Source organism: Halopseudomonas oceani (assembly GCF_963677335.1).
In the GTDB taxonomy this organism is placed as follows: domain Bacteria; phylum Pseudomonadota; class Gammaproteobacteria; order Pseudomonadales; family Pseudomonadaceae; genus Halopseudomonas; species Halopseudomonas oceani.
Window position 1 is genome coordinate 706,192 of sequence record NZ_OY781932.1, and the last position, 24,715, is coordinate 730,906.

Here is a 24,715-nt window from a genome sequence, read left to right on the forward strand (position 1 = left end):
CCCTGCGCTGACGTTGATACCGCTCCGCAACGGAGCGGTATGGGCTTACTCGATATTCTGGATCTGCTCGCGCATCTGTTCGATAAACACCTTCAGATCCACCGCCGCCTGGGTGCTGCGCGTATCGATGGCCTTGGAGCCGAGGGTGTTGGCTTCGCGGTTGAACTCCTGCATGAGGAAGTCCAGGCGGCGGCCGATGGCGTCTTTGCTGTCCAGCACGCGGCGGGTTTCGGCGACGTGGGTATCGAGGCGGTCGAGCTCTTCGGCGACGTCGATCTTCTGTGCCAGCAACACAATTTCCTGTTCGACGCGGGTGCTGTCCAGCTCCAGTTTGGCGTCGTTGAAGCGGTCGATCAGCTTCTGCCGGTGCGCGGTCAGCAGGGTCGGCATCATTTCGCGGATCACCGCGGTGCGCTCGCTGATGCTGCTCAGGCGGTCCTCGATCAGTTGCTTCAGCTCGGCACCTTCGCGCGCGCGGTGTTCCTTCAGTTCCTTGAGGGCCTGATCGAACAGCTGTCGGGCCTGCTTGACCAGGTTACCCTGATCAGTCTTCTCGCCAATCACCACGCCCGGCCAGGCCAGCAGCTCGAGTGGGTTGACCGGACCGGCGTTCTGCAGGCGGGCGCTGAGCTGCTCGGTGGTGCGGATCAGCTGATCGAGTAATGGCTGGTTCAGGCTGAGCTCGCTGGACTGCTGCTCGGCCGGATTGAAGCGCAGGGTGCACTCGACCTTGCCGCGGGCCAGCTGCTTGCGCAGCAGTTCGCGCAGCGGACCCTCCAGTTCGCGGAAGGCTTCGGGCAGGCGCAGGGTGACTTCCAGATAGCGGTGGTTCACCGACCGCAGTTCCCAGGCCAGGTTGCCCTGATCGGTGCTGAGTTCGCTGCGGGCGAAGGCGGTCATGCTGTAAACCATGCGGATCCTCTGTCTGGTCGGTGAGCGGATGGGCATTGTAGCGCCTTGCTGCGGTCCGGGGGTATCGTCGGGGTGCTATACTCCGCGGTCTTCCCACCTGCAGTACAAGGATTCCAGATGATGAAACGCCCCAGCGAACGCGCCGCCGACCAGATGCGCCAGGTTACCCTGACCCGTCATTACACCAAGCATGCCGAAGGCTCCGTGCTGGTCGAGTTTGGCGACACCAAAGTCATCTGTACCGTGAGTGTTGAGGCCGGCGTGCCGCGCTTCCTGCGTGGCAGCGGCCAGGGCTGGATCACCGCTGAATACGGCATGCTGCCGCGCTCTACCGGCTCGCGTATGCAGCGTGAGTCGAGCCGTGGCAAGCAGGGTGGTCGCACGCTGGAAATCCAGCGGCTGATTGGTCGCTCGCTGCGCGCCGCGGTTGACCTGAAGACGCTGGGCGAAAACACCCTGTACATCGACTGCGATGTGATCCAGGCCGATGGCGGTACCCGTACCGCGTCGATCACCGGCGCCTGCGTGGCGTTGGTCGATGCGCTGCGGGCCATGAAGCAGCGTGGCGCGATCAAGAAGGTGCCTGAGGTGCAGATGATTGCCGCGATCTCGGTCGGCATCTATCAGGGTGTGCCGGTGCTGGATCTGGATTATCCGGAAGACTCGGCTGCCGATACCGACCTGAATGTGGTGATGACCGACAAGGGCGGCTTTATCGAAGTGCAGGGCACCGCCGAGGCGGCGCCGTTCAGTGCCGAGGACCTGAATGCCATGCTGGCGCTGGCACGCAAGGGCACCGAGGAGCTGTTTGTGCTGCAGCGCGCTGCGCTGGAGGACTGACTCGCGTCTCTGCGCTGAAAAGGCCGCCTTTGGGCGGCCTTTTTTGTGCGGCGGTCGCGCTGGCGCGGGCACTGGCGTAGGCAGGGAGCGGAAACTCTGTTAAAACTCGCGTAAATCTGTTTTTACGCCAAGGAGTGCCTGCGATGACTGATCCAGTAACCCAGACTGACAATACGCCGCCGCCCGCGACGCCCGGCCCGGAAGCGCGCCAGTGGGCGCTGTTTGTGCACCTGTCCGCATTGCTGGGGTTCATTTTTCCGTTCGGCAACCTGGTCGGCCCGTTGATCATCTGGCAGCTGAAGAAAGACATGGACCCCTTTGTCGATGATCAAGGCAAGGAAGCGCTCAATTTCCAGATCACCGTTGCCTTGCTGATGCTGGTTTGCCTGTTGTTGGCACTGGTGCTGATTGGCCTGCTGCTGATGTGGGTGGTGGGGGTAGGCGCGCTGGTGCTGACCATCATTGCCGCGATCAAGGCCAACGAAGGTCAGGCTTACCGCTATCCGTTCTGCTGGCGCCTGATTAAATAGGCGAAGCAAAAAAACACCCCCGCAGCCATCGGCTCCGGGGGTGTTTTTCGTTTGTGCGGCTGATTCTGTTGCGACAAGGGTAGGTATCCCCAGATCATCGCTTGCAGTATCTCAGATGCTCAGGGTCCAGTCGTAGTCGATAATCACCGGTGCGTGCTGAGAGAAGCGCGCATTGCGCGGGATTTTGGCCTGTTTGACGAAGCGGCGCAGGCCAGGAGTCAGGAACTGGTAGTCGAAGCGCAGGCCGAGGTTGAGATTCTCCGCCTGTTCGCTGTTGGGCCACCAGCTGTAGAGTTCGGACTCGCGGGTGACTTCGCGTAGCGCATCGACGTAGCCCATGTTGCCGAAGATCTCGTCCATCCAGGCTCGCTCGGGCGCCATGAAGCCGGGTTCGTTCTGGCAGTCGCGCCAGTTTTTTACGTCCAGCTTGAGGTGGGCGACATACAGGGAGCCACAGTAGATGAATTCGCGGCGCTTGCGGCGCTGCTTGTTCAGGTAGTTGGCGAAGTCTTCCATGAACTTGAACTTCTGGTTCAGGTCGGCGTCGCCGTCACGGCCGGAGGGAAGCAGCAGTGAGCCGATGCTGAGCTTGTCGAAGTCGGCCTGCATGAAGCGGCCGTAACGGTCGGCGGACTCGAAGCCCAGACCCATGATGATCGCTTTGGGGGCGACCCGGGTGTAGATCGCGACACCGCCCTGGGACGGGGTTTCGGCTTCGAAGCAATATTGCCAGTAGCCGTCCAGCCAGTACGGGTCCTGCTCCAGTTCGGGGGCGGTAACGCGGATGTCCTGCAGACAGATGACATCAGCATCCTGAGTGCGCAGCCAGTCAAACAGGCCACGCTCGGCGGCGGCCTTCACTCCATTGACGTTAAGACTGATGATTCGCATGCATGGTCCCCCAAAAAACCAGCGTGTATGATACCCGAGCTTGAGGGTCTGTTGTAGTTTCGTTAACCCGGCGGTTGCAGCCGGTAAAGCTGTCGGGCAAGAAACGAGGCGCGTGGTTTGGTCATTCTGGATAAGCGACGAGCGTCGCCGGATGGCCTCGGCGTCAGCAGCCCCGGTCCTTTTGTTAATGATGAGGGTGTAGATGCACGAATATCAGCGGGAGTTCATTCGTTTTGCGCTGGATCGCAATGTCTTGCGATTTGGCGAGTTCACTCTCAAGTCAGGGCGCAAGAGTCCGTATTTCTTCAATGCGGGTCTGTTCAACGACGGCGCCTCACTCAGTCGGCTGGGTCGTTTCTACGCCCAGGCGCTGGTGCACAGCGGTCTGCCGGGCGTCGACGTGATTTTTGGACCGGCCTATAAGGGGATCCCTCTGGCGGCTGTCACGGCAGTGGCGCTGGCGGACAGCTTCGACCGCAACCTGCCCTACTGCTTCAATCGCAAGGAAGCCAAGGATCACGGCGAGGGTGGTTCGCTGGTGGGCGCACCGCTTGAAGGTCGCGTGCTGATCGTTGACGATGTGATCACTGCCGGTACCGCTGTGCGTGAGGTCATGCAGATCATTCAGCAGGCTGGCGCGACACCGGCTGCCGTGATGATTGCCCTGGATCGTCAGGAGCGCGGACAGGGCGAGCTGTCGGCAATCCAAGAGGTCGAGCGTGACTTCGCAATTCCGGTCATCAGCATTGTCAGCCTGAATCAAGTCATGGACTTCATCAAGGATGACCCGGAGCTGCAGCAACACTTGCCGGCAGTGCAGGCCTATCGCGCCGAATTCGGCGTCTGATCACGGTTCGGCCGGTGCCGCTTAACATGGGCTAACGGTTTGATTGCGGCGGCCGATATACTGCCAATTGGCCAGCAAGCCTGGCTTCGAAGTTACGCAAAGGAAGGCTGGAACGGACGAGGAACCGCCTGCGATGAATCGGATCTTGAGCTGTGCTGCACTGACCCTGATGATGGTTTCGTCGCTGAGCGTTGCTGGCGATCTGTACCGCTATGTCGATGACCACGGTGTTGTGGTGCTTGGTCGGCAGGTGCCACCGCAGTTTGTTGCTCGTGGTTATGAAGTGCTCGACAGCAATGGTCGGGTCAAGCAAGTCGTCCCGGCTGCCCCGTCGGCCGAGGAGCGAGAGGCCCGTCGGCTGGCGCTGGAAGCCCAGAAAAAACAGGATGCTGAGGATGCCACCCTGCTGCGGCTATACAGCAGTCTTGCCGATCTGGACCGGGCCCAGGCCCGTCAGCTCCAGCAGTTGGATAACCAGATTGCGGTGGCGCGCGCCAACATTGCCGAGCTGCAGACTGAACGCGAGGAGTTGCGCGCGCAGGCGGCCGATCAGGAGCGGGCCGGGCGCAAGGTGGATAAAGCCATTCTTGATCAGTTGCAGGCCGTCGATTCCGAAACACGGCTTCAGCAGCAGCGAATCGAGCGCACTGAGGGCGAGATTGCTGCGGTGAAGGCAGATTACGCCGCCCAGCGCTCGCGGCTGTCGCTTCTGCTTGGCGACGAGCCGCCGCCGCAGTAGTTCAGATTCTTCCCCCAGGTCAGCCCTGTACAGCGGCGCCGGCCTCTTCGGGGGGCCGAGTTTCGAAGCGGCGAACAGCTGCCTTGAAGGACTCCGGGATAGGTTCCGGTCGACGGGTCTGCTGATTGGCATGCACGTAGACGATCTCGCCGCTGACCAGCAGCGTGTCCCCGCGATAGATTCCCACCACAAAGCTCATGCTGGAGTTGCCGAAGCGGGCAATCCGCAGACGGATGTCCAGCAGATCATCAAACAGCGCTGACGCCTTGTAGTCGAGCAGGGTTCTGGCGGCGAAAAACTCGCTGCCATCGAGGCCCTCTCCGGGCTGCACGCCGGCGTCGGCGCGCAGCTCCCGGTAGTACTCGGTGACGCCGACATCCGCGTAGTTCAGATAGTGGCCGTTGAAGACGATGCCCTGGGGGTCCGCCTCGGACCAGCGCACGCGCAGCGGCGTGCTGAAGCGAAAGTCGGTCTTGTTCATTACTCGTCTCGTGCCTGATTGGTGATCAGGGTGCCGACGCCGGTGTCGGTGAACAGTTCCAGCAGCACGGCGTTGGGCACGCGGCCATCGACAATGATGGCGCTGCCGACACCGCCCTGTACCGCGTCCAGCGCGCAGCGAATCTTCGGCAGCATGCCGCCGTAGATGGTGCCATCGGCGATCAGTGCGTCAACCTGCGTGGTGCTCAGGCCGGTCAGCACCTTGCCTTCCTTGTCCATCAGGCCGGCGATGTTGGTCAGCAGCATCAGTTTCTCGGCGCCCAGCGCCTCGGCGACTTTACCGGCAACCAGATCAGCGTTGATGTTGTAGGAGGCGCCGTCGCTGCCAACGCCGATCGGAGCGATGACCGGAATGTAGTCATCGGAGACCAGGCGATTGATCAGGTTGGCGTTGACGCTGGAGACCTCGCCAACGTGGCCAATGTCGATGATCTCGGGTTTGTCCATGCCCGGAGTGTGACGACTGACTCTGAGCTTGCGCGCCTTGATCAGGCCGGCGTCCTTGCCGGTCAGGCCGATGGCGCTGCCGCCATGCTGGTTGATCAGGTTGACAATGTCCTTGTTGACCTGGCCGCCGAGGACCATTTCCACCACATCCATGGTCTGGCTGTCGGTCACCCGCATGCCTTCGATGAACTGGCTTTCGATGTTCAGTCGCTTGAGTAGATCACCGATCTGCGGACCGCCGCCATGGACCACTACCGGATTGATGCCGACCGTTTTCATCAGCACGATGTCGCGGGCAAAGCTGTTTTTCAGCTCATCGTTTTCCATGGCGTTTCCGCCGTACTTGATGACGATGGTCTTGCCGGTGAAGCGCTGGATATAGGGCAGGGCTTCGGTAAGAACGCGTGAAACCTGGGCGGCGGCGTCGCGACTCAACATGGTGGTCTGGTGTCTCCTGTGGTGATTCAGAATGTGGGTTGCAGGTCGGGTGCGATGGCCTGCAGTTGCTGACGGAACAGGTCCTGCACGCGGGTCAGCTCCGCGTCGCTGTCAGCCTCGAAGCGCAGTACCAGCACCGGCGTGGTGTTGGAGGCGCGGATCAGGCCCCAGCTGTTGGCAAAGTCTACACGGATGCCGTCAATGCTGGTGACCTCGCCGTCGCCCCAGTTACCCTCTGCTGTCAGCGCCTCGATGATCTGGAACTTGCGCTCCTCGCCGACCGTGAGGTTGATTTCCGGGGTGCTGATGCTGGCCGGATAGCGGGCCATCACCTGATCGGCGCTGTCGGGCTGCAGCGACAGCAGCTCGAGCAGGCGGCAGGCGCTGTAGAGGCCGTCGTCGAAGCCGAACCAGCGCTCCTTGAAGAACAGGTGCCCGCTCATCTCGCCACCGAGCAGGGCGCCGGTTTCCTTCATCTTGGCCTTGACCAGCGAGTGGCCGGACTTCCACATGATCGGCCGGCCGCCAGCTCGGCTGATGACCTGGGGCAGCTGGCGTGAGCATTTGACGTCAAAGACGATGTCGGCGCCGGGGTTGCGGGTGACGATGTCCTCGGCAAACAGCATCATCAGCCGGTCCGGATAGATCATCTCGCCGCTGTTGGTGACAAAGCCGAGGCGGTCGGCATCGCCGTCAAAGGCAACGCCGAGATCGGCACCTTCGCGCTGTACGGTCTCGATCAGCGTGATCAGGTTCTCCGGCTTGCCCGGATCCGGGTGATGGTTGGGGAACAGGCCGTCCACATCGCAGAACAGCGGAATCACCTCGCAGCCGATGCCCTCAAGCAGGCGTTCGGCAATCACGCCGCCAACCCCGTTACCGCAGTCGACCACGACCTTCAGTGGACGTGCGATGAGGACGTCTTCAACGATGTGGTTCAGATAGCTGTCGAGAATCTCGAGTCGATCACTGGCACCGTTGCCAGTACGCAGCTGGTTCTGTTGCAGGCGCTGGTGCAGGGCGGTGATCTGCTCACCGGACAGGGTTTGCCCGGCGATGACAATTTTCAGGCCGTTGTAGGCCGGCGGGTTGTGGCTGCCGGTAATCATCACGCCGGAGCTGGCGTCGGTGGTGTTGGTCGCGAAGTAGACAACCGGCGTCGGCACCATGCCCAGGTCGGCGACCTGACAGCCGCTGTCGACCAGGCCCTGAATCAGCCGCTCGCTCAGCGCCGGGCCGGACAGGCGGCCGTCGCGACCGACCACAACCTTGGGCTCACCGGCGTCGAGCGAGGCGCTGCCAATGGCGCGGCCGAGCCAGTAAACGCCTTCTTCGGTCAGACTTTTGCCTACCACGCCGCGGATATCGTAGGCGCGGAAGATTTCGGCGGGCAGCTCTGGAATGTCAGCGTGTTGGCTACTGCTGTCGGTGTCGGGTGTCTGCATGTTGAATGGGTCGTCGTCGAGGATGTCGATATCAAGTATGTCGTTGTCTTGCTGGTACGGACTGACAGGGGGCTTGGGCTTGGGCTCGGTACTCGGGCTGCTGTTGGCTGCTGGGTTGTCGGCTTCGGGCGCTCGCTTGAGCAGTTGCTGGATGTTCTGCGCCAGTGGCTCAAGTGGTCCCAGTTTGATGCCTTGCGCTTTGTGGCCAAGGGTCAGTTGGGTCAGGGTGTTGGCGTCGGCGCGCAAAGCGCGACTCCAACTGCGTTGCAGGAGCAGCATGCCGAGCAGGGTGCCAATCAGGGCCATCAGGCCGGCGATGGTCAGCAGCAGGATGCTGGGCTTGACGCTCGAGATCGCAGGGCCACGCCGGAACTCAATGCGCCAGGCCGGATTACTGGTCTGCAGCGATACTGTCGCGCCGTTTCCTTCACCGCGCTCGAACAGTACCTGCTCGGGCGCGTTGGGAAACTGCTGGATCAGCTTTATCTGACCAACCTGCGCGGGCAGGTCAGGTAAGGTCGCGGTGATGCGCGCCATCTGCATCACGGCGGTCAGGGTGCCGCCGATTGGTGCGTTTTCCGAGGCGCGCAGTGGCTTGACGCCATAAATCAGCCAGCGATTGCCGATCTTGTGGGCTTCAATCGGCACCGGGAGGTCGTGTTCTGCCCGGCGAATCATGTCCAGCGCGGCGAAATTCAGCGGCGCCTGGTCATCTTCGATCCGTTCGGCACCGCCCCTGGCGTGCGTGTAGACCGCCAGTGTGTCGGCACCGTGATAGCGCAGCAATCGCTCCAGCGGGGTGCTTTGCTGCTGATCTAGCGTCACCTGCAGTTGCGGGTTGGCGGCGATGCGAGTGAGGTCGCGGTCCAGCTGGGCCAGGGCTTGGTTGAGTGCGCTGACCTGCTGGTGAGCGTAGCTGGCTTCCAGTTCGCTGGTGCGCTTGGTCGCGTAGCTGCCAAGGGCAATCCAGAGCACGGCCGCTGCGGCCGCTATGCCTACTACGGACAGCGCTATTGGCAGAGCTGTTGCAGGCAAGCCCTTTGTACCGCTGGTTTTTCGGGTCAGTTTCATCGTTATTCTTGAGCCTCCCTGCACTGACGCCGCGCTCGTGCGGTCAGTGGGTTCCTGTGTGACCGAATCCGCCAGCACCGCGCTGGCTGTCGTCAAAACTGTCAACGATCTGCAGTTCTGCTTGCAAGACCGGGACCAGCACCAGCTGTGCGATACGCTCCCCCGGGTTGATGGTAAAGGCGCGGTTGCCGCGGTTCCAGCACGAGACCATCAGCTGGCCCTGGTAATCTGAGTCGATCAGGCCGACCAGGTTACCGAGCACGATACCGTGTTTGTGGCCCATGCCTGAGCGCGGCAGGATCATCGCCGCCAGCCCCGGGTCGGCGATGTGAATGGCCAGTCCGGTGGGCAGCAGCTCGGTCTGTCCCGGCTCCAGGGCTAGCGGGGCATCCAGCATGGCTCGCAGGTCGAGACCGGCCGAGCCACCGGTGGCATAGGCTGGCAGCGGCCACTCGGCGCCGAGGCGGGGGTCCATTACTTTGGCTTGCAGCGCGTGCATCGGGGCTCCTCAGTTACTGTCCTGCTGGTCCAGCAGGGCAGCCAGACGGCTGATGATGTCGCGGGCCAGCTTCTGCTTGCTGGCCTGCGGCAGGGTAGTTGTGGTCAGTTGTTGATCGATCAGGGTGACCGCGTTGTCGTCACTATTAAACCCGATCTCACTCTGGCTGACATCATTGGCGATGATCAGGTCGAGGTTCTTGCGTTGCAGCTTGTCGCGGGCGTAGCCCAGTACGTCCTGGGTTTCGGCGGCAAAGCCGACGCAGCAGCGCGGACGCTGCGCGCCGGTCGCTAGGGTCGCCAGAATGTCGGGGTTGCGGATCAGTCTCAGGGTCATGCCGTCGTCGCTGCCCGGAGTCTTTTTCAGCTTCTGTTCAGCGCAGGTATCGGGCCGGTAATCGGCAACCGCTGCCGAGGCAATAAAAAGATCAGCGGGCAGCGCCGCCTGACAGGCTTCGAGCATGTCCTGGGCGCTGACCACGTCCACCCGCTGCACCCGCGCCGGGGTCGGCAGGTTGACCGGGCCGGCAATCAGTGTGACCCGTGCGCCGGCTTCAGCGGCTGCCTCGGCCAGGGCAAAGCCCATCTTGCCGGAGCTGTGGTTGGAGATATAGCGCACTGGGTCGATTGCTTCGCGGGTTGGCCCGGCGTTGATCAGTACGTGATGGCCGCTGAGCAGGCCGCGCTGGAAGCAGTCGGCAGCGCGGGCGGCAATGTCGGTCGGCTCGAGCATGCGGCCGGGGCCAACGTCGCCGCAGGCCTGGCCGCCGTCACCGGGGCCAAAAACGTGCACGCCGCGCTCTAGCAGCATGTTCAGGTTGTGCTGGGTGGCCGCGTCGCGCCACATCGCCTGGTTCATCGCCGGGGCAATGGCTATGGGCGCGTCTGTGGCCAACACCAGAGTGGTCAGCAGGTCGTCGCCACGGCCCTGTGCCAGTCGGGCCATCAGATCAGCCGTGGCCGGCGCGATCAGTACCAGATCGGCCCAGCGCGCCAGCTCGATATGACCCATGGCAGCTTCTGCGGCCGGGTCAAGCAGGTCACCGTGTACCGGGTGGCCGGACAACGCTTGCAGCGTCAGCGGGGTAATAAACTCGCGGGCGGCATGGGTCATTACCACGCGTACTTCAGCACCGGCGTCGCGCAGGCGGCGGATCAGTTCGGCGCTCTTGTAGGCAGCAATGCCGCCACTGACGCCGAGTACCACCTGCTTGTTGGATAACGACTGCATTGTGAACTTCCCCTCATGCTGCGAGCGGGCCTTTGGAGAGCCTGCGAAATGCCCGCTACGATAGCACAGCACTGGCCGCCGCGCGCCTGTGGGCGGGGCGGCCGGTGGGTGTTTGTGAGTGATCCGACAGCACAGGGAGCGTGCATGGCAATTACCGACTGGCCAGCGGCGGAACGGCCGCGGGAAAAATTATTGGCGCAGGGGGCTGAGGCGCTGTCTGACGCCGAGCTGCTGGCGATTTTTTTGCGCACCGGGCTGCCCGGCTGCAGTGCGGTGGATCTGGCGCGGCGGCTGTTGGTGGCGTTCGGCAGCTTGCGTGCCCTGTTGCAGGCCGATCTGACCGAGTTCTCGGCCCACGCCGGGCTCGGGCCTGCCAAATTTGCTCAGCTGCAGGCTGTGCTGGAAATGGGGCGCCGACATCTGTTTGAGGACCTGAAGCGTGGTGACGCGCTAACCTCGCCCGGCGCTGTGCGGCAGTTCTTGCGCAGTCGTCTGGCCGCACTGCCGCACGAGGTATTTGCCTGCCTGTTTCTGGACAACCAGCATCGGGTGATCGCCTTCGAGGAACTGTTTCGCGGCACCATCGACAGCGCCAGTGTCTATCCCCGTGAAGTGCTCAAGCGTGCGTTGGCGCTCAATGCGGCGGCGTTGATCCTGACCCACAACCATCCGTCGGGTATTGCTGAGCCGAGTCAGGCGGACCTTCAGCTCACACGCCGCTTGCGCGATAGTCTTGCAATGCTCGATATACGGGTGCTGGACCACCTTGTCATAGGGGATGGAGATCCCGTCTCGATGGCGGAAAGGGGCTTGTTGTAAGTGCCTTGCCTGGAAGGCCTGATGTAGAAAAAGCGTTGCTTGGTGTTGGGCTTTTTGGTATAAAGCTCCGCTCTTCTCGGGGCTGCGCCTGCAAATGTGTATTTCAGGCGGGTTAAATCCACTCGCCCCGGCTGGACAACAGATTCTTTTATGGCTTCCAACCAGTTCGGGTTGGGCAAGTGGTTGGAGAGGGTTAACCATGTCTCGAGTATGTCAAGTGACCGGCAAGGGTCCGGTTACTGGGAACAACGTTTCCCACGCTAACAACAAAACCAAGCGTCGTTTTCTGCCTAACCTGCAGTACCATCGTTTCTGGGTTGAGTCGGAAAAGCGTTTCGTCCGTCTGCGCACTACTGCCAAGGGCATGCGCATCATCGACAAGCGCGGTATCGATGCGGTTCTGGCTGAAATCCGCGCCCGCGGCGAAAAAGTCTAAGGAGTATCATCATGCGTGAATTGATTCGTTTGGTGTCCTCTGCCGGTACTGGTCACTTTTACACTACCGACAAGAACAAGCGCACCACTCCCGACAAGATCGAAATCAAGAAATTCGATCCGGTCGTACGTAAGCACGTGACTTACAAGGAAGCCAAGATCAAATAAGGTCTTTGCTTGCTGACAAAAACCCGCTCTCGAGCGGGTTTTTTGTTGTCTGTGATATAGGGTCAACAGACCCTAAGCTTAGGGTTCGCCGCCGATAGCGAAATTCGGCAGGCTGTCGACCGGTTGGGCGAACTCGAAGGGGATGGAGACGGTCTGCAGGCCAACATTTTTCTGCACCACAAAGTGCAGGTGCGGGCCGGTGCTGTTGCCGGTATTGCCTGACAGAGCGAGCAGTTGACCTGGATTGACCCGCTGGCCTTCACTGACCTGGACCGAGCCGCGCTTGAGGTGCAGGTAGACGCCCATGGTGCCGTCGTCATGCAGCAGTCGAACGAAGTTGCCGGACGGGTTGCTGCCACGGCCAGTCTGGTTGTTCTCGATCTTCACGACCAGGCCGGCGCGGGCGGCGACGATGGGTGTGCCGACCGGCATGGCAATGTCGAAGGCGTACCGGCCCTTGGGGCTGGAGTGGCTGTAGCGTCCGCCCGGGCCCTGGGTCATGCGGAACGGGCCGCCCCGCCAGGGCAGTGGATAGTGGGTCAGGGTTTGCTGAGCCCGCGGGTCGCCAAGTGCGTGCTCAAGTCGATAGTCGTAGTGCGGTTCGCCGTTGCCGGTAGGCTGCAGCGTGACCAGTCGGATTTGTTGGCGCGGTGGCAACACCCAGTTGATCGGGCTGGCCGGCGCGCCGCTGATGTTGCGCGCGTTGTTGATGCTCAGGCGAATTTCGACTGGCGCATACAGGTCGTTGTGAACGATCAGGGTTTCGCCACCCGCGTGGCGTTGCTTGGTGACGTATACCTCACGGTCGACGTTCTCGACCATGGCGTCACGGAAGACGATGACCTGGGCACCCTCGACTCGCCTGTCGGTATAGGTGGTCACACCGTTTTCATCGGTGTACTTGTAGATGTTGCCGGCCAGCAACAGAGGGCTGGCCAGCAGCAGGGGCAATGACAGTAAGGCGCGCATCCGCTGCTACCTGTGTTATTCGTGCTGGCAGAAGCCGAGTCTAGCGCTGAATGCGGGCCGTTGCGACCCGCACCGAGAGCGTTGTGACTCAGGCCATGTTCGGCCGTAGCGAGTAGCTGCGCAGGTGGCTGGCGAAATCCTGCAGTGCCTTGATACCGCTTTCCTCGGCCTGATGGCACCAGTCCTTCAGGGCCTGCAGCATTTCGTGGCTGTTGGCGCTGGTGCGCCCCCAGATCTGCTGCAGTGCCAGGCGCTTCTCGTAGATCACCTTGAGCGCCTGGCTGTGGTCCAGCATGGTCTGGATGCGTGCCTGATGCTGGTCGTCCAGCAGGCTGGTCTCACGGCTAAGCAGGCGCTTGGCACGGCGGAACAGGTGGTGCATTGAGGCGTCGAGGCGCGCGAGCTCGCTGCGCACCAGCGGTTTGATTACGTGCTTGCGGTACTGCGCCATGATCTGAAAGCGATTGTTGAGGATCGCCATGGCGGTATCCATGTCCAGTGTCTGCTTGCCGGCGATCTTGTGGGCAATTGGCGCAGTGCGGCGCACATCGGCCAGGCCGAACAGGCTGAACAGCCGAATCCACATCCAGCCCAGGTCAAATTCCCACTTCTTGACTGACAGCTTGGCCGAGTTGGGATAGGTGTGATGGTTGTTGTGCAGCTCTTCACCACCGATCAGAATGCCCCACGGAACCAGGTTGGTAGCCGCATCGCGACACTCAAAGTTGCGATAGCCAAGCGCGTGACCAAGACCGTTGATGACGCCAGCCGCCAGCACTGGGATCCACAGCATTTGCACCGCCCAGACGGTCAAGCCGAGCACGCCGAACAGGGCAAGATCGATCAGTGCCATCAGGGTAACGCCGGCCAGCGGGAAGCGCTGGTAGAGGTTGCGTTCGATCCAGTCATCCGGGCAGTTTTTGCCGTAGATGCGCAGGGTCTCTTCGTTTTTTGCCTCTTCCATGTATAGTTCGGCGCCTTTGCGCAGTACCGTGAGCAAGCCTTTGTGAACCGGGCTGTGCGGGTCGTCCGGTGTTTCGCATTTGGCGTGGTGCTTGCGATGAATGGCGGTCCATTCACGGGTGTTCATGCTGGTTGTGAGCCACAACCAGAAGCGGAAGAAGTGTTTGAGCGCCGGGTGCAGCTCCAGGGAGCGGTGCGCGGAATAGCGGTGCAGGTAGACGGTGACGCTGACGATGGTGATATGGGTCAGAACCAGCGTTACCGCCAGCAGCTGCCAACCAGACCAATTGAGTATGCCGTTGTACCACATAAATCTGCTTTACCTCGTTAGACTACGCGGGCAAAAAGCCCGTATCAGGTTGATTATGGATCAACCGATGAGTGATGAACATGACCACAGGTCGCCGAGCCATGGCTGCTATAGTTTCCAAATGTTGATGAAATGCACCGGTGCTCCGGTATGAATTCGAACTCCAGCGCCTGGATGGTCACGTTATCTTACGTGGTCGTCGCCATCGGCTGGGTCCTGTTCAGCGACTCGCTGCTTATGATGGCTGACGCCGAGTCGCAGCAGCGCCTGCAGAGTATCAAGGGCGTTGCCTTTGTCCTTGTCACCGGCGGGCTACTGTTCTTCTCGGTCCGTTACCACCTGCGCCGACGCCGACAGCAGGAAGAGGCACTCAAGCGCAGTCAGGAGCGTTTCAATCTGGCGCTGATTGGTGGTAACGACGGACTTTGGGACTGGGATGTCAGCAGTGGTGAAATGTATCTGTCGCTGCGCGGTCGGCAAATCCTCGGGCTGAATCAGCAGGGGCCGCTGCCCAGCGACTGGCTGGCATTGTTGCACCCGGAAGATCGCGAGCCAGCCAGACTTGCGTTGGTGCGGCACTTACGTGGTGACACCGAGCGACTGGACCTCAGCTATCGGGTACGTCAACCGGATGGCCGCACGATCTGGATTGAAGCGGCTGGCCGGGCGGTTCGCAACAATGACGGGCGTGTCACGCGGATGGTTGGCATGCTGCGTGATGTCAGCGAGCAGATTGAGCGTGAGCAACGTTTGCGCCAGGCCGGGGTGATGTTTGATTGCACCAGCGAAGGGATGCTGATCTGTGATGTGGACCAGACGATCCTCGACGTCAACAACGCCTTCTGCAAGATCACCGGCTATGAGCCCGGTGAGGTGATTGGCCGGCAGCCGCGCATACTGGCGTCAGGCCGTCACGATCGCACGTTCTATCGCCAGCTCTGGCAGCAGCTGCACGCCACCGGGCGCTGGTCCGGCGAAGTCTGGAATCGACGCAAGAACGGCGAAGTGTACCCCCAGTGGCAGAACATCATCAGCGTCAAGGATCATCATGGAGAGCTGAGTCATTACGTTGCCGTGTTTGCCGACATGAGTGTGATCAAGCGCAACCAGCAGGAGATTGACTACCTTGCGCACCATGACCCACTAACCAAGCTGCCCAACCGGCTGCTGCTTAATGAACGCCTGAGTACGGCCATTGCTCGCGCTCGCCGCCAGCAGAGTGGATTGGGTCTGCTGTTCATTGATCTGGACCGTTTCAAGGGGGTCAACGACAGCCTTGGGCACAGTGCCGGAGATCACCTGCTGCAACTGGTGACCCAGCGGGTGCAGCAGCTGTGTGAGGACGGTGACACCCTCGCGCGCCTGAGCAGCGACGAGTTTGCATTGCTGGTCGAGCGGCGTGCAGCGGTTGCAGACATGGGCAAGCTCGCCGAGCGTATTTTGCACCTGCTACAGGCGCCGTTCGAACTGTCCGGGCAGTTGCTGCACATGAGCGCGAGCATCGGTCTGGCCCTGTTTCCGGATGATGGCGTAGATGGCGCCGAGTTGCTGAAAAACGCGGATTCGGCGATGTCGCTGGCCAAGCAGCGTGGGCGTAACGGCTATGCCTTCTATACTCAGGAGCTGACCGAGCAGGCGCGGCGGCGATTGAATCTGGAAACCGACCTGCACGAAGCCATCGCGCTCAATCAGCTGCGCGTCTATTACCAACTGCAGATGGATCTGGGCACCGGTCGACCGGTTGGTCTGGAGGCGCTGGTGCGCTGGCAGCATCCGACTCAGGGGATTATTGCACCTGACGAGTTCCTGCCGGTGGCCCGCAACGCCGGCATGATGAGTGATATCGATGAGTTCGTGCTGGATGAGGCCTGCCGCCAACTGAGGCACTGGCTGGATGCGGGGTATCCATTGCAGTCGATGGCGGTGAACATGTCCGGTTACTGGATGGAGCGCGGCGACGTGTTTGGGAACGTTGCGGCCGCGCTGCGCCGTTACGGACTGGATCCCGGTTGTCTCGAGCTGGAAGTGACCGAAGACGAAGTCATGCACTTCAACGATGACGGAGTGTTGCTGCTGGACCGGCTGGCAATCCTTGGCGTGGGTCTGGCAATTGATGATTTCGGTACCGGGTATTCGTCGCTGTTGCGGCTCAAGCGTATGCCGGTCAACAAGTTGAAAATTGACCGAGGCTTTGTCACTGACCTGCCCGGCAGCGACAGTGACAGTGCCATGGCGCGGGCGATTATTGCGCTGGGCAAGAGCTTGCAGCTGAAGGTCATTGCTGAAGGTATCGAGAGCGAGGAGCAGCAACGGGTGCTGCATCAGTTCGGTTGCGACCTGGGGCAGGGCTATCTCTACAATCGCCCGCTGCCGGCCAGTGAGATTGAGAAGTTGCTCGGCGAGCCTGCCCCATGACTGAGTTCCAGCCGCTGCGCATGGATCGATGCCAGCCCTGTCGCGTGGGGCCGCAGGACCAGCACTGGCAAGCTGCACCACAAGCACCGATCAGGCGCTGGCAACTTGAGCGCGAGGCGCCGGAGAGTGGACAGGTGACCAGCCTGGTGGAATACCTGCCTGGGGCACGCTTCCCGGTCCATCGGCATCCTGCCGGAGAAGAGATTCTGGTGCTGGAAGGCGTTTTCAGCGATGACTCTGGTAACTATGCCGCCGGCAGCTATCTGCGCAGCCCGGCGGGTTCAGAGCACGCTCCGTTTTCCGAGCCGGGTTGCCTGATTTTCGTCAAGCTCAACCAGTTTGCCGGGGACGATCAGGCAACCGTACGGCTAGCCGCTGGCAGCGCGAACTCGGTGACGTTTTGTACCGGTGTCAGCGGCAGGTTGCTGTACCAGCATGGCTGCGAGCAGACCTGGTTGCTGGATTGCGAGACCGGGGCCGAGCTGCGCTGGCAGGGGGCCTCCGCAGGTGAGCTGCTGTTGCTCAGCGGCCGTCTCACCGAGGCGGGGCAGACTCACTGTGCGCACAGCTGGCTGCGCGATACCCGGCTGGGCGAGCTGGGGCTGCGCGCCGCCGAACCAAGCCGACTGTTGCTCAAGTTCGGCGCGCTTCGTGGGTTACAGGAAGACCCAGAGCAGTAGTACGCCGAGCAAAATGCGGTAGATCACAAAGGGCTGCATGCCGATCCGCTTGATGAACGCTAGGAAGTAGTGGATGCACAAGTAGGCGCTAACACCAGACAGCACTACACCGGCCGCCATGTGCAGCCAGTCGACGGCCACCTTGCTTTCGATCAGCTCGATGGTTTCCAGCCCGCAGGCCAGTACGATGACCGGAATCGACAGCAGGAACGAAAAGCGTGCTGAGGCCTCGCGGCTGAAGCCCAGCATCAGCGCGGCGGTCATGGTGATGCCGGAGCGCGAGGTGCCGGGAAACAGTGCCAGCGCTTGCGCACAGCCGATAAGCAACACATCTTTCCAGGTCATCTGGTGCTCGCTGCGGCTGCCGCGGTGGCGCCAATCAGCCCAGCCCAGTACTAGGCCGAAGGCGATTAGCCCGATTGATAAATAGACGGGTGAGCGCAGCACGGTCTCGACAGTGTCTTTCAGCAGCAGGCCGGCCAGCCCCACGGGAATGGTGCCGAGGATGACCGCCCAGGCCAGGCGGGCGTCGTCATCCAGCTGGCGGGTGGCCAGTGAACGGCCCCAACTGACGGTCATGCCGAGAATGTCGCGACGGAAGTAGATCAGCACGGCAGACAGGCTGCCCAGATGCAGGGCAACGTCGAAGGCCAGCCCTTGATCGGGCCAGTCGGTCAGCACCGGTACCAGAATCAGGTGGGCCGAGCTGGATACCGGCAGAAACTCGGTAATGCCTTGAACAATCGCGAGAATGAAAACCTGCAGCCAATCCATGTTGACGCTGTGCTCCGTGAGTTGAAGGTGGCCGGGCGCGCTGGAGCCACGGCTGGAAAAAGACGCGCAAGTAAAGCACGCGTTAGGTCCGGACGCGACCCCTATGGAATAGCGTTCGCTGTCTCTCTTGCTGATTATGCGTACACAACACGCTCATTGATCGACCGCCAGCGCGATGGTTCCATGTTCCCATTGCGTGGCATTGTCAAACAATTAGAACAACAGACAAGAAACAGGAGAGACGCATGCGCTGGACACATCGGCCTGAGGGCTCGAACTGGGGTGACTTTGGTGTTGATGACGAACTGGGGCGGCTTAATCTGCTGACCGCCGAAAAGGTGCTGCAAGGTGCCGCAGAAGTGCGCGAGGGCCGCAGCTTCTGCCTCAGCCTGCCGCTGGACTATCCGGGAGGCAATGCGCTCAACCGCCTGCGTCATCCGCCCCGGCGCTTTACCGCCGGGCGCGCCGACAAGCTCAACTACAACTTTGAGCTGCACCGCCTGAATCCGAGCTTTACCGACGTGGTCAGTGACGACGCGGTGCTGCTGTTTACCCAGTACTCGACACAATGGGATGCGCTCTCGCACGTTGGCGGACTGTTTGACGCCGACGGTGACGGAGTAGCCGAGCCGCTGTATTACAACGGCTGGAAGGCCGGTGAGGATATTCGCGGTCCAGAGGGGCATGAGGACGCGCTGGAAGGGGTCAACGCGACGCGCCTAGGCATTGAAAAGATGGCCGAGACGGCTGTTAGCGGCCGTGCGGTACTGGTCGACCTGGAGCGCCATTGCGGACGTGAGCGGGTGCTGGTCGACTACGCGCGGTTGCAGCAGATCATGCAGGCAGACGGTGTGGTCATCGAGCCCGGCGACATGGTCTGTCTCTATACCGGTTTCGCCGACGTGATTCTGGAGATGGGGCGTGAACCTGATGCGGCGCGGTTGGAATCCAGCTGCGCGGTGCTGGACGGCCGTGATCCGGCGCTGCTGCAGTGGATTACCGACAGCGGTCTGAGCGTGCTGATTGCTGACAATTACGCGGTCGAAGCCTACCCGGCGCGGGAGGGGCAGGGCTGTTGTGCTGCCTTGCCGCTGCATGAGCATTGTCTGTTCAAGCTGGGTGTCCATCTGGGCGAACTCTGGTACCTGACCGAGCTGGCGCAGCATCTGCGCACCTGCGGTCGGAATCGCTTTCTGCTGACCGCACCGCCGCTGCGGTTGCCGGGCGCAGTCGGTTCGCCGGTGTCGCCGGTTGCACTGGTCTAGTGCTGGCGGGCGACATCAATATTTGGAATTGCGACCTAAAACCTGACCGGACGGACAGGGTGCGCTGCTTTTTGGTGCTATCGCTCTGATTTTGTGCATTTTAAGCACCTATATGGTGCTATGCGACTGCCGTTCAGGACTGCGGATTTTCTGATCGTTCCATGATGGCGCTGCGCTATCTCTTGTGGTGCGAATATTGCTTTGGTCTCAACTCGTTCCAAATAGCGAGGTTGTCACCGTGAGCCTGAATAGCGATCAAATGAATCTGACCCAGTCCGAGCGCCGCTGGCTGCCGTGGTTCGGACCGACCGGCAAGCTCGCTATGGGCTGGGCCTGCCGGGTCAATCGCAACCGTTACGGGCAGCTTGAGTCCATCTTCGATAGCTTGGCGGCAACGCGGGTGCGGTTGTTGCAGCAGTGGTGTGAAAACCAGTGGGCGGGCCTGCAGGGCATTGGTCAGCAGTTGAGTGATGGAACCGCAGAAGCCGGCGAGGCGCTGCTGGCCAAGTTGCGGAGCAAACTGCCGGATGCCTCCGAGTTGTTTCTGCTCGGTGCCGACGGCACCGTGCTGGCGAGCAGCGCGGGCCAGCTCAGCGGGTTGCAACTGGATGCCCAGGCGGTTCGGGCTGGTCTGCAGCATCGCTTTCTGCACGGTCCCTATGTCGATCAGCGTACTCGTCAGTTGGGACCGTCGACCTCCAGCTTCCATGATGCCGTTACCCTGATGTTCTACCAGCCATTGCACGGCCCGAACGGCGAAGCGCTTGGCTGCGTCTGTGCGCGGGTGCCGAATGACGTCGTTGGTGACCTGATCCAGCGCGAAGCAGGGCATATTTATCAGGAGTCGGGTGACAACTACATCTTCATGGTTGAATCGCGCTTCAATCCGTCCATCGAGCCGGGTCGCGCGTTGTCGCGCTCGCGCTTTGAAGACAGCACTTTCAGCCACGGCGATAACCTCAAAAGCGGGATCAAGACCGCCTGGGGTACGGTCAGTGTGCGCGAACACACCGAGTTTGAGGTGCGCTTTACCGATCCGGCCACCGGCGAGCTGCATCCGGGTGTGCGCGAGACCATGCGCAAGGGCGAGAACACCTACGTCAAATACCCCGGTTATTCCGACTACCGCCATATTCCGGTGATCGGCAAGGGTGTGACCTTCAGCCTGCCGGGCTCGCCCGACCGCTGGGGCATGATGTGCGAGGCGGACCTGGAAGAGGTCTACCGCTATCGTTCGCTCAGCTACAGCCTGATGAAGGACTTCTGGGTGCTGGCCGCATTGGTTTTTGTTGCTCAGCTGGGCTTTGATCAACTGGGGCTGACCGGTTGGCTGGAGCATGTTGCCCATGTCGGCGTGCTCGGTTTGGCGGGGCTGTGGTTCTGGCAGAGTGCGACGCGCAAGTTGGCGCGTCGGTTGGGTCGCATGACCGAAATTATCCGCAATATTGCCGAGGGTGAGGGCAATCTCAGTCAGCGGATGGATACCAGCCGCCTGGTGCCGGATGAGACGGGCGAGCTGGGGCGCTGGATCAACAGCTTTATCGACAACCTTGACACCATTGTCGGCCGGGTCAAGCAGGCCAGCCGGCACGCGCTGCAGAACAGCGAGCAGATGCTGGGTCGCAATCAGCAGGCCAGCGACACCGCAGAAGAAGTCACCAGCAACATCCAGCAGATGCTCGGCATGATCGAGGCGCAATTGCAGACAGTCAACGCGGCATCGGAAACCGCCGCGCAGATGAAGGCCAACATGGCTTCCGTGGTCGAAGCGGCGCGAGCCCGGCTCGACACGGTGACCAGCGGCACCCGCAAGATTCGCGATATCGTCGAGAGCTCGGCCGCCAGCGTGCAGGTGCTGGACAACCGCACCGGCGATATCGTCGGCATGGTCTCGCTGATCACCGACATTACCAGCCAGACCAATCTGCTCGCGCTCAACGCCGCCATCGAGGCCGCCCGTGCGGGTGAACATGGCCGCGGCTTTGCGGTGGTCGCTGACGAGGTCAGGGCGCTAGCTGCCCGAACCGCCAAGGCTGCTGACGAGATCAGCCAGGGGATTACCAGCATCCGTGATGCGACCCGGGAAACCGTGGTAGTGATGGAACGCGGTGTCGCTGATGTGGACCTGCAGCTGCAGCAGGCGGCCAGCGCGTCGGATGACAACGACTTGCTGTACCAGACCGTCGAAGAGCTGTTCGAGGTGATCTCGGTGATGGACACCAACAGCAAGGAGCACGGCCGGCAGGCTGGCCATGTAGCCGAGGCAACCCACTCGATGAGCCAGGTGATCACCGCGCTGCGGGCCAGCTCGGGGCAGGTCAAGGAAACCGCGTCGCGGCTGCACCAGCTGTCGGATACCTTTCAGGTCAGTGCCGACCGGTAGGGGCACGGCATGCCGTGCCCGGGGTGAAGATTGCACGGAACGACACTCGCCACCCGCGAGATACCCCGCAGCCCGCACGGGCACAGCATGCTGTGCCCCTTGTATGTTGACTGTGGTTCCTGTGACCATGGTCCCCGACTGATCATCGGGCGGCAGGTGACAGGCCGGTGTGCCCCTGAAGCCTCAAGAGCTTGGTTCGTAGATGGGCCGTCACCTGCCAACACACTCAGACAGTTCGAACGGTATCTGGTGCCGGCGCTGAGCGCCTGAGCACGTATTCGCAAGGTAGAACAGAGTGTGGTGACGATCGCCTGTCAACAGAGCCGGAGGCCCCATGACCTGCGTTATCGGAATCGACATTGCCAAGCACACCTTCGACATCGCCAAGCCGCTGGAGCGCGATAAATACCGCACCAAAGCCAAACTGGCGAACTCCCCCGAAGGCTTCAAGCAATTTGACCAATGGTTAGAGAAGCATGCTGAGCCACATTGCTGGGTGCTGATGGAGGCAACGAGCGTGTACCACGAAGCGCTGGCGACGCATCTGCATCAGCAGGGCTATCAGGTCTGTGTCATCAACCCTGCACGCATCGCCAAATATGCGCAAAGCGAGCTGCGCCGGGTTAAAACAGACAAGACCGACGCCAAATTGATCGCCCGCTACGCACAGCGCCATCTGGAAGAACTGCGTCCTTGGGAGCCCGAGCCAGAGAGCATCCGTCAGCTACGCGGCCTGGTGCGTCGGCTTGCCGACCTGAAGGAGTTGGCGCAGATGGAGCGCAACCGTCTGGACGTCAGCGCAGAATCAGCCCAAGCCTCCATCCGCATTCATCTGGAGCACCTGGACGGCCAGATAGCCTTAATCAACACCGCTATCAACGACCACATCGACAATGACCCGGACCTACGAGAGCAAAAGCGGCTAATGAAGAGCATTGATGGTGTCAGTGATGGCACCACCGCCACGCTGCTGGCAGAGCTGGGCAGCCCTCTGCGATTCGACAGCGCAAGACAGCTGGCAGCGTTCTGTGGTCTGAATCCACGTTTGCAGGAATCTGGGATATACCGAGGCAAGTCGACCATCTCGCGCACCGGGTCAGGCCGATTGCGCGCAGCGCTATACATGCCAGCGCTGTCGGCGATGGCCTACAACCCGGTCATCAAAGCGATGAAAGTGAGGCTGGCTGAACGCGGTAAAACTGGTCGGTTGGCCGTCTGCGCGGCCATGCGTAAGCTGCTGCACATCATCTACGGCGTACTGAAATCAGGTCAGCCGTTCGACCCGATCAGAGCACTTGCACGCTGATCGGGAAGACGGTATCTACGCAAAAAAGCCCCACACACAACGAGCAGACAATAAAAAACCCCGGCTCTCGCGAGTCCGGGGTTTTCTTGCGGCTTGAAGCTTGCCGCTGCCTCTAGGCCGTCGGCTTAGAGCTTACCTTCCAGCTCTGGTACCGCCTCGAACAGGTCGGCAACCAGGCCGTAATCGGCTACCTGGAAGATCGGCGCTTCTTCGTCCTTGTTGATCGCAACGATCACCTTGGAGTCTTTCATACCAGCCAGGTGCTGGATCGCGCCGGAGATACCGACCGCAACGTACAGCTGCGGTGCAACGATCTTGCCGGTCTGACCAACCTGCATGTCGTTCGGTACGAAGCCTGCATCAACCGCGGCGCGCGAAGCACCCACAGCAGCGCCCAGCTTGTCGGCAACCTTGTACAGCATTTCGAAGTTGTCGCCGTTCTGCATGCCGCGACCACCGGAAATGACGATCTTGGCGCCTGCCAGCTCCGGACGGTCGGACTTGGCCAGTTCTTCACCGACAAAGCTGGAGATACCAGCGTCGTGGGCAGAAGCAACCGCTTCAACCGCAGCGCTGCCGCCTTCGGCTGCAACCGCATCGAAACCGGTGGCACGAACGGTGATGACCTTGATCGCAGCGCTGGATTGTACGGTGGCAATCGCGTTACCCGCGTAGATCGGACGCTTGAAGGTGTCAGCGCTCTCAACGGCAATGATCTCGGAGATCTGATCAACGTCCAGCAGCGCAGCAACACGCGGCAGGTAGTTTTTACCGTTGGTGCTGGCCGGAGCCAGAATGTGGCTGTAACCCTTGCCCAGCTCAGCGATCAGCAGGGAAACGTTTTCCGGCAGCAGGTTCGCGTAGGCAGCGTTGTCAGCCAGCAGGACCTTGTTGACGCCAGCGACCTTGGCAGCAGCGTCAGCAACGGCAGCACAGCCTGCGCCGGCAACCAGAACATCGATGTCGCCACCGATGGCCTGAGCGGCAGCAACGGTGTTCAGGGTAGCTGCGTTCAGCTCGGCGTTGTTGTGTTCAGCAATAACCAGAATGCTCATGTTCAGATCACCTTGGCTTCGTTCTTGAGTTTGTCGACCAGCTCGTCAACGCTCTTGACCTTGATGCCAGCGCTGCGGGCAGCCGGGGCTTCAACCTTCAGGGTGGTCACGGTCGATGCGGTGCTCACGCCCAGATCTTCCGGCTTGACGACTTCCAGCGGCTTCTTCTTGGCCTTCATGATGTTCGGCAGCGACGCGTAGCGCGGCTCGTTCAGACGCAGGTCAGTGGTAACGATGGCCGGCAGCTTCAGCGCAACGGTCTGCAGACCGCCGTCGATTTCGCGGGTGACCTTGACGCTGTCGCCGTCAACAGCCACTTCAGAGGCGAAAGTGCCCTGAGCGTAGCCAGACAGTGCAGCCAGCATCTGGCCAGTCTGATTGTTGTCGGAGTCGATGGCCTGCTTGCCGAGGATGACCAGCTGCGGCTGCTCTTTATCGACAACGGCTTTCAGCGCCTTGGCGATGGCCAGCGAGTTCAGCTCGTCGGCGGACTCGACCAGAACAGCGCGGTCTGCACCCAGTGCCAGGGCGGTACGCAGTTGTTCCTGGGCGGCGGTTGGGCCGACAGTGACAGCGACGATCTCGGTAGCAACGCCTTTTTCTTTCAGACGTACTGCTTCTTCCACGGCGATTTCGCAGAAGGGGTTCATCGACATCTTGACGTTGGCCAGGTCAACACCGGAGTTATCGGCCTTGACGCGAACCTTGACGTTGTAATCGACCACGCGCTTAACGGCAACGAGGATTTTCATGGACGTTAGTCCTCCACAAGTCTTGAGACGC

At 61.2% G+C, this 24,715-nt stretch carries 24 protein-coding genes; 12 read left to right on the top strand and 12 right to left on the bottom strand.

Annotated features, from left to right (window positions below):
• Nucleotides 1-45 precede the first annotated feature (45 nt).
• Complete coding sequence (locus ACKPCU_RS03215) at nt 46-912, bottom strand: YicC/YloC family endoribonuclease (RefSeq protein WP_321349857.1); 867 nt, start codon at nt 910-912, stop codon at nt 46-48.
• A 120-nt stretch (nt 913-1,032) separates the two neighbouring features.
• On the opposite strand from ACKPCU_RS03215, the gene rph reads away from it, so the two are divergent.
• Nucleotides 1,033-1,752 carry a ribonuclease PH gene (rph, locus tag ACKPCU_RS03220; protein ID WP_104736827.1) on the top strand — a complete coding sequence of 240 codons (720 nt, stop codon included), beginning with the start codon at nt 1,033-1,035 and terminating at the stop codon, nt 1,750-1,752.
• 143 nt (nt 1,753-1,895) lie between these two features.
• Nucleotides 1,896-2,282 (top strand): DUF4870 domain-containing protein, encoded by a 387-nt coding sequence (locus tag ACKPCU_RS03225; RefSeq protein ID WP_104736594.1) that lies wholly within the window; start codon nt 1,896-1,898, stop codon nt 2,280-2,282.
• A gap of 111 nt (nt 2,283-2,393) precedes the next feature.
• Here ACKPCU_RS03225 and ACKPCU_RS03230 read toward each other — a convergent pair whose 3' ends face one another.
• Nucleotides 2,394-3,173, bottom strand: a complete 780-nt coding sequence (locus tag ACKPCU_RS03230) for an exodeoxyribonuclease III (RefSeq protein ID WP_104736593.1) — start codon at nt 3,171-3,173, stop codon at nt 2,394-2,396.
• Nucleotides 3,174-3,375: 202 nt separating this feature from the next.
• On the opposite strand from ACKPCU_RS03230, the gene pyrE reads away from it, so the two are divergent.
• Entirely contained in the window at nt 3,376-4,020 is a 645-nt protein-coding gene (pyrE, locus tag ACKPCU_RS03235; RefSeq protein ID WP_321349861.1) for an orotate phosphoribosyltransferase, read from the top strand.
• A gap of 133 nt (nt 4,021-4,153) precedes the next feature.
• Nucleotides 4,154-4,759 (top strand): DUF4124 domain-containing protein, encoded by a 606-nt coding sequence (locus ACKPCU_RS03240; RefSeq protein WP_104736591.1) that lies wholly within the window; start codon nt 4,154-4,156, stop codon nt 4,757-4,759.
• Nucleotides 4,760-4,778: 19 nt separating this feature from the next.
• On the opposite strand, the gene ACKPCU_RS03245 is transcribed toward ACKPCU_RS03240, so the two are convergent.
• From ACKPCU_RS03245 to coaBC, 5 genes are read right to left on the bottom strand one after another with little or no spacing between them, the layout of a single operon-like run.
• A complete protein-coding gene (locus ACKPCU_RS03245) occupies nt 4,779-5,240 on the bottom strand; it encodes an acyl-CoA thioesterase (protein WP_104736590.1) in 462 nt (153 codons plus the stop codon).
• Complete coding sequence (gene argB, locus ACKPCU_RS03250) at nt 5,240-6,145, bottom strand: acetylglutamate kinase (RefSeq protein ID WP_321349865.1); 906 nt, start codon at nt 6,143-6,145, stop codon at nt 5,240-5,242. Before argB ends, ACKPCU_RS03245 begins: the two co-directional genes overlap by 1 nt.
• Nucleotides 6,146-6,171: 26 nt before the next feature.
• Nucleotides 6,172-8,661 carry a phosphomannomutase/phosphoglucomutase gene (locus ACKPCU_RS03255; protein ID WP_321349867.1) on the bottom strand — a complete coding sequence of 830 codons (2,490 nt, stop codon included), beginning with the start codon at nt 8,659-8,661 and terminating at the stop codon, nt 6,172-6,174.
• Nucleotides 8,662-8,704: 43 nt separating this feature from the next.
• Nucleotides 8,705-9,160 (bottom strand): dUTP diphosphatase, encoded by a 456-nt coding sequence (gene dut, locus ACKPCU_RS03260; RefSeq protein ID WP_321349870.1) that lies wholly within the window; start codon nt 9,158-9,160, stop codon nt 8,705-8,707.
• Nucleotides 9,161-9,169: 9 nt separating this feature from the next.
• Nucleotides 9,170-10,390, bottom strand: a complete 1,221-nt coding sequence (gene coaBC, locus ACKPCU_RS03265; protein WP_321349872.1) for a bifunctional phosphopantothenoylcysteine decarboxylase/phosphopantothenate--cysteine ligase CoaBC — start codon at nt 10,388-10,390, stop codon at nt 9,170-9,172.
• Nucleotides 10,391-10,534: 144 nt separating this feature from the next.
• Here coaBC and radC point away from each other — a divergent pair, with 144 nt between their 5' ends.
• From radC to rpmG, 3 genes are all read left to right on the top strand, one after another.
• Nucleotides 10,535-11,209 carry a RadC family protein gene (radC, locus tag ACKPCU_RS03270; RefSeq protein ID WP_104736585.1) on the top strand — a complete coding sequence of 225 codons (675 nt, stop codon included), beginning with the start codon at nt 10,535-10,537 and terminating at the stop codon, nt 11,207-11,209.
• Nucleotides 11,210-11,408: 199 nt separating this feature from the next.
• Complete coding sequence (rpmB, locus tag ACKPCU_RS03275) at nt 11,409-11,645, top strand: 50S ribosomal protein L28 (protein WP_088275752.1); 237 nt, start codon at nt 11,409-11,411, stop codon at nt 11,643-11,645.
• 11 nt (nt 11,646-11,656) lie between these two features.
• Entirely contained in the window at nt 11,657-11,812 is a 156-nt protein-coding gene (gene rpmG / locus ACKPCU_RS03280; RefSeq protein WP_083723973.1) for a 50S ribosomal protein L33, read from the top strand.
• A gap of 78 nt (nt 11,813-11,890) precedes the next feature.
• Here the strand turns inward: rpmG and ACKPCU_RS03285 are convergent, their stop codons facing one another.
• Both ACKPCU_RS03285 and desA read right to left on the bottom strand, forming a co-directional pair.
• Nucleotides 11,891-12,781, bottom strand: coding sequence for a peptidoglycan DD-metalloendopeptidase family protein (locus ACKPCU_RS03285; RefSeq protein WP_104736584.1), 891 nt, complete (start codon nt 12,779-12,781; stop codon nt 11,891-11,893).
• Between the two features lie 88 nt (nt 12,782-12,869).
• A complete protein-coding gene (desA, locus tag ACKPCU_RS03290; protein WP_321349887.1) occupies nt 12,870-14,054 on the bottom strand; it encodes a delta-9 fatty acid desaturase DesA in 1,185 nt (394 codons plus the stop codon).
• Between the two features lie 150 nt (nt 14,055-14,204).
• On the opposite strand from desA, the gene ACKPCU_RS03295 reads away from it, so the two are divergent.
• Together ACKPCU_RS03295 and ACKPCU_RS03300 are read left to right on the top strand one after the other, a co-directional pair.
• Complete coding sequence (locus ACKPCU_RS03295) at nt 14,205-16,469, top strand: putative bifunctional diguanylate cyclase/phosphodiesterase (RefSeq protein WP_321349889.1); 2,265 nt, start codon at nt 14,205-14,207, stop codon at nt 16,467-16,469.
• A complete protein-coding gene (locus ACKPCU_RS03300) occupies nt 16,466-17,149 on the top strand; it encodes a cupin domain-containing protein (protein WP_321349892.1) in 684 nt (227 codons plus the stop codon). Before ACKPCU_RS03295 ends, ACKPCU_RS03300 begins: the two co-directional genes overlap by 4 nt.
• Here the strand turns inward: ACKPCU_RS03300 and ACKPCU_RS03305 are convergent.
• Nucleotides 17,126-17,923, bottom strand: a complete 798-nt coding sequence (locus ACKPCU_RS03305; RefSeq protein WP_321349894.1) for an undecaprenyl-diphosphate phosphatase — start codon at nt 17,921-17,923, stop codon at nt 17,126-17,128. The two genes, ACKPCU_RS03300 and ACKPCU_RS03305, sit on opposite strands and share 24 nt — an antisense overlap.
• 245 nt (nt 17,924-18,168) lie before the next feature.
• Here ACKPCU_RS03305 and ACKPCU_RS03310 point away from each other — a divergent pair, with 245 nt between their 5' ends.
• The 3 genes from ACKPCU_RS03310 (at nt 18,169) to ACKPCU_RS03320 (ending at nt 22,877) form a co-directional block, all read left to right on the top strand.
• The gene (locus ACKPCU_RS03310; protein ID WP_321349896.1) at nt 18,169-19,188 is read left to right on the top strand and encodes a cyclase family protein; all 1,020 of its coding nucleotides are present in this window, start codon (nt 18,169-18,171) and stop codon (nt 19,186-19,188) included.
• 238 nt (nt 19,189-19,426) lie between these two features.
• Nucleotides 19,427-21,571, top strand: a complete 2,145-nt coding sequence (locus ACKPCU_RS03315) for a methyl-accepting chemotaxis protein (RefSeq protein ID WP_321349897.1) — start codon at nt 19,427-19,429, stop codon at nt 21,569-21,571.
• A gap of 334 nt (nt 21,572-21,905) precedes the next feature.
• Nucleotides 21,906-22,877, top strand: coding sequence for an IS110 family RNA-guided transposase (locus ACKPCU_RS03320; protein WP_321349466.1), 972 nt, complete (start codon nt 21,906-21,908; stop codon nt 22,875-22,877).
• Nucleotides 22,878-23,002: 125 nt separating this feature from the next.
• Here ACKPCU_RS03320 and ACKPCU_RS03325 read toward each other — a convergent pair whose 3' ends face one another.
• Nucleotides 23,003-23,932 (bottom strand): electron transfer flavoprotein subunit alpha/FixB family protein, encoded by a 930-nt coding sequence (locus tag ACKPCU_RS03325; protein ID WP_104736578.1) that lies wholly within the window; start codon nt 23,930-23,932, stop codon nt 23,003-23,005.
• A gap of 2 nt (nt 23,933-23,934) precedes the next feature.
• The gene (locus tag ACKPCU_RS03330) at nt 23,935-24,684 is read right to left on the bottom strand and encodes an electron transfer flavoprotein subunit beta/FixA family protein (RefSeq protein ID WP_104736577.1); all 750 of its coding nucleotides are present in this window, start codon (nt 24,682-24,684) and stop codon (nt 23,935-23,937) included.
• Nucleotides 24,685-24,715: the final 31 nt, after the last annotated feature.

Bases quoted from the DNA above. Each gene is read 5' to 3' on its own strand.
- radC (WP_104736585.1), top strand. From the start codon at position 10,535: ATGGCAATTACCGACTGGCCAGCGGCGGAACGGCCGCGGGAAAAATTA.
- ACKPCU_RS03295 (WP_321349889.1), top strand. From the start codon at position 14,205: ATGAATTCGAACTCCAGCGCCTGGATGGTCACGTTATCTTACGTGGTC.
- ACKPCU_RS03310 (WP_321349896.1), top strand. From the start codon at position 18,169: ATGCGCTGGACACATCGGCCTGAGGGCTCGAACTGGGGTGACTTTGGT.
- ACKPCU_RS03245 (WP_104736590.1), bottom strand. From the start codon at position 5,240: ATGAACAAGACCGACTTTCGCTTCAGCACGCCGCTGCGCGTGCGCTGG.
- ACKPCU_RS03215 (WP_321349857.1), bottom strand. From the start codon at position 912: ATGGTTTACAGCATGACCGCCTTCGCCCGCAGCGAACTCAGCACCGAT.
- rpmB (WP_088275752.1), top strand. From the start codon at position 11,409: ATGTCTCGAGTATGTCAAGTGACCGGCAAGGGTCCGGTTACTGGGAAC.
- ACKPCU_RS03305 (WP_321349894.1), bottom strand. From the start codon at position 17,923: ATGGATTGGCTGCAGGTTTTCATTCTCGCGATTGTTCAAGGCATTACC.
- desA (WP_321349887.1), bottom strand. From the start codon at position 14,054: ATGTGGTACAACGGCATACTCAATTGGTCTGGTTGGCAGCTGCTGGCG.
- ACKPCU_RS03285 (WP_104736584.1), bottom strand. From the start codon at position 12,781: ATGCGCGCCTTACTGTCATTGCCCCTGCTGCTGGCCAGCCCTCTGTTG.
- ACKPCU_RS03320 (WP_321349466.1), top strand. From the start codon at position 21,906: ATGACCTGCGTTATCGGAATCGACATTGCCAAGCACACCTTCGACATC.
- coaBC (WP_321349872.1), bottom strand. From the start codon at position 10,390: ATGCAGTCGTTATCCAACAAGCAGGTGGTACTCGGCGTCAGTGGCGGC.
- ACKPCU_RS03240 (WP_104736591.1), top strand. From the start codon at position 4,154: ATGAATCGGATCTTGAGCTGTGCTGCACTGACCCTGATGATGGTTTCG.
- pyrE (WP_321349861.1), top strand. From the start codon at position 3,376: ATGCACGAATATCAGCGGGAGTTCATTCGTTTTGCGCTGGATCGCAAT.
- dut (WP_321349870.1), bottom strand. From the start codon at position 9,160: ATGCACGCGCTGCAAGCCAAAGTAATGGACCCCCGCCTCGGCGCCGAG.
- ACKPCU_RS03255 (WP_321349867.1), bottom strand. From the start codon at position 8,661: ATGAAACTGACCCGAAAAACCAGCGGTACAAAGGGCTTGCCTGCAACA.
- argB (WP_321349865.1), bottom strand. From the start codon at position 6,145: ATGTTGAGTCGCGACGCCGCCGCCCAGGTTTCACGCGTTCTTACCGAA.
- ACKPCU_RS03325 (WP_104736578.1), bottom strand. From the start codon at position 23,932: ATGAGCATTCTGGTTATTGCTGAACACAACAACGCCGAGCTGAACGCA.
- ACKPCU_RS03330 (WP_104736577.1), bottom strand. From the start codon at position 24,684: ATGAAAATCCTCGTTGCCGTTAAGCGCGTGGTCGATTACAACGTCAAG.
- ACKPCU_RS03300 (WP_321349892.1), top strand. From the start codon at position 16,466: ATGACTGAGTTCCAGCCGCTGCGCATGGATCGATGCCAGCCCTGTCGC.
- ACKPCU_RS03225 (WP_104736594.1), top strand. From the start codon at position 1,896: ATGACTGATCCAGTAACCCAGACTGACAATACGCCGCCGCCCGCGACG.
- ACKPCU_RS03230 (WP_104736593.1), bottom strand. From the start codon at position 3,173: ATGCGAATCATCAGTCTTAACGTCAATGGAGTGAAGGCCGCCGCCGAG.
- rpmG (WP_083723973.1), top strand. From the start codon at position 11,657: ATGCGTGAATTGATTCGTTTGGTGTCCTCTGCCGGTACTGGTCACTTT.
- rph (WP_104736827.1), top strand. From the start codon at position 1,033: ATGAAACGCCCCAGCGAACGCGCCGCCGACCAGATGCGCCAGGTTACC.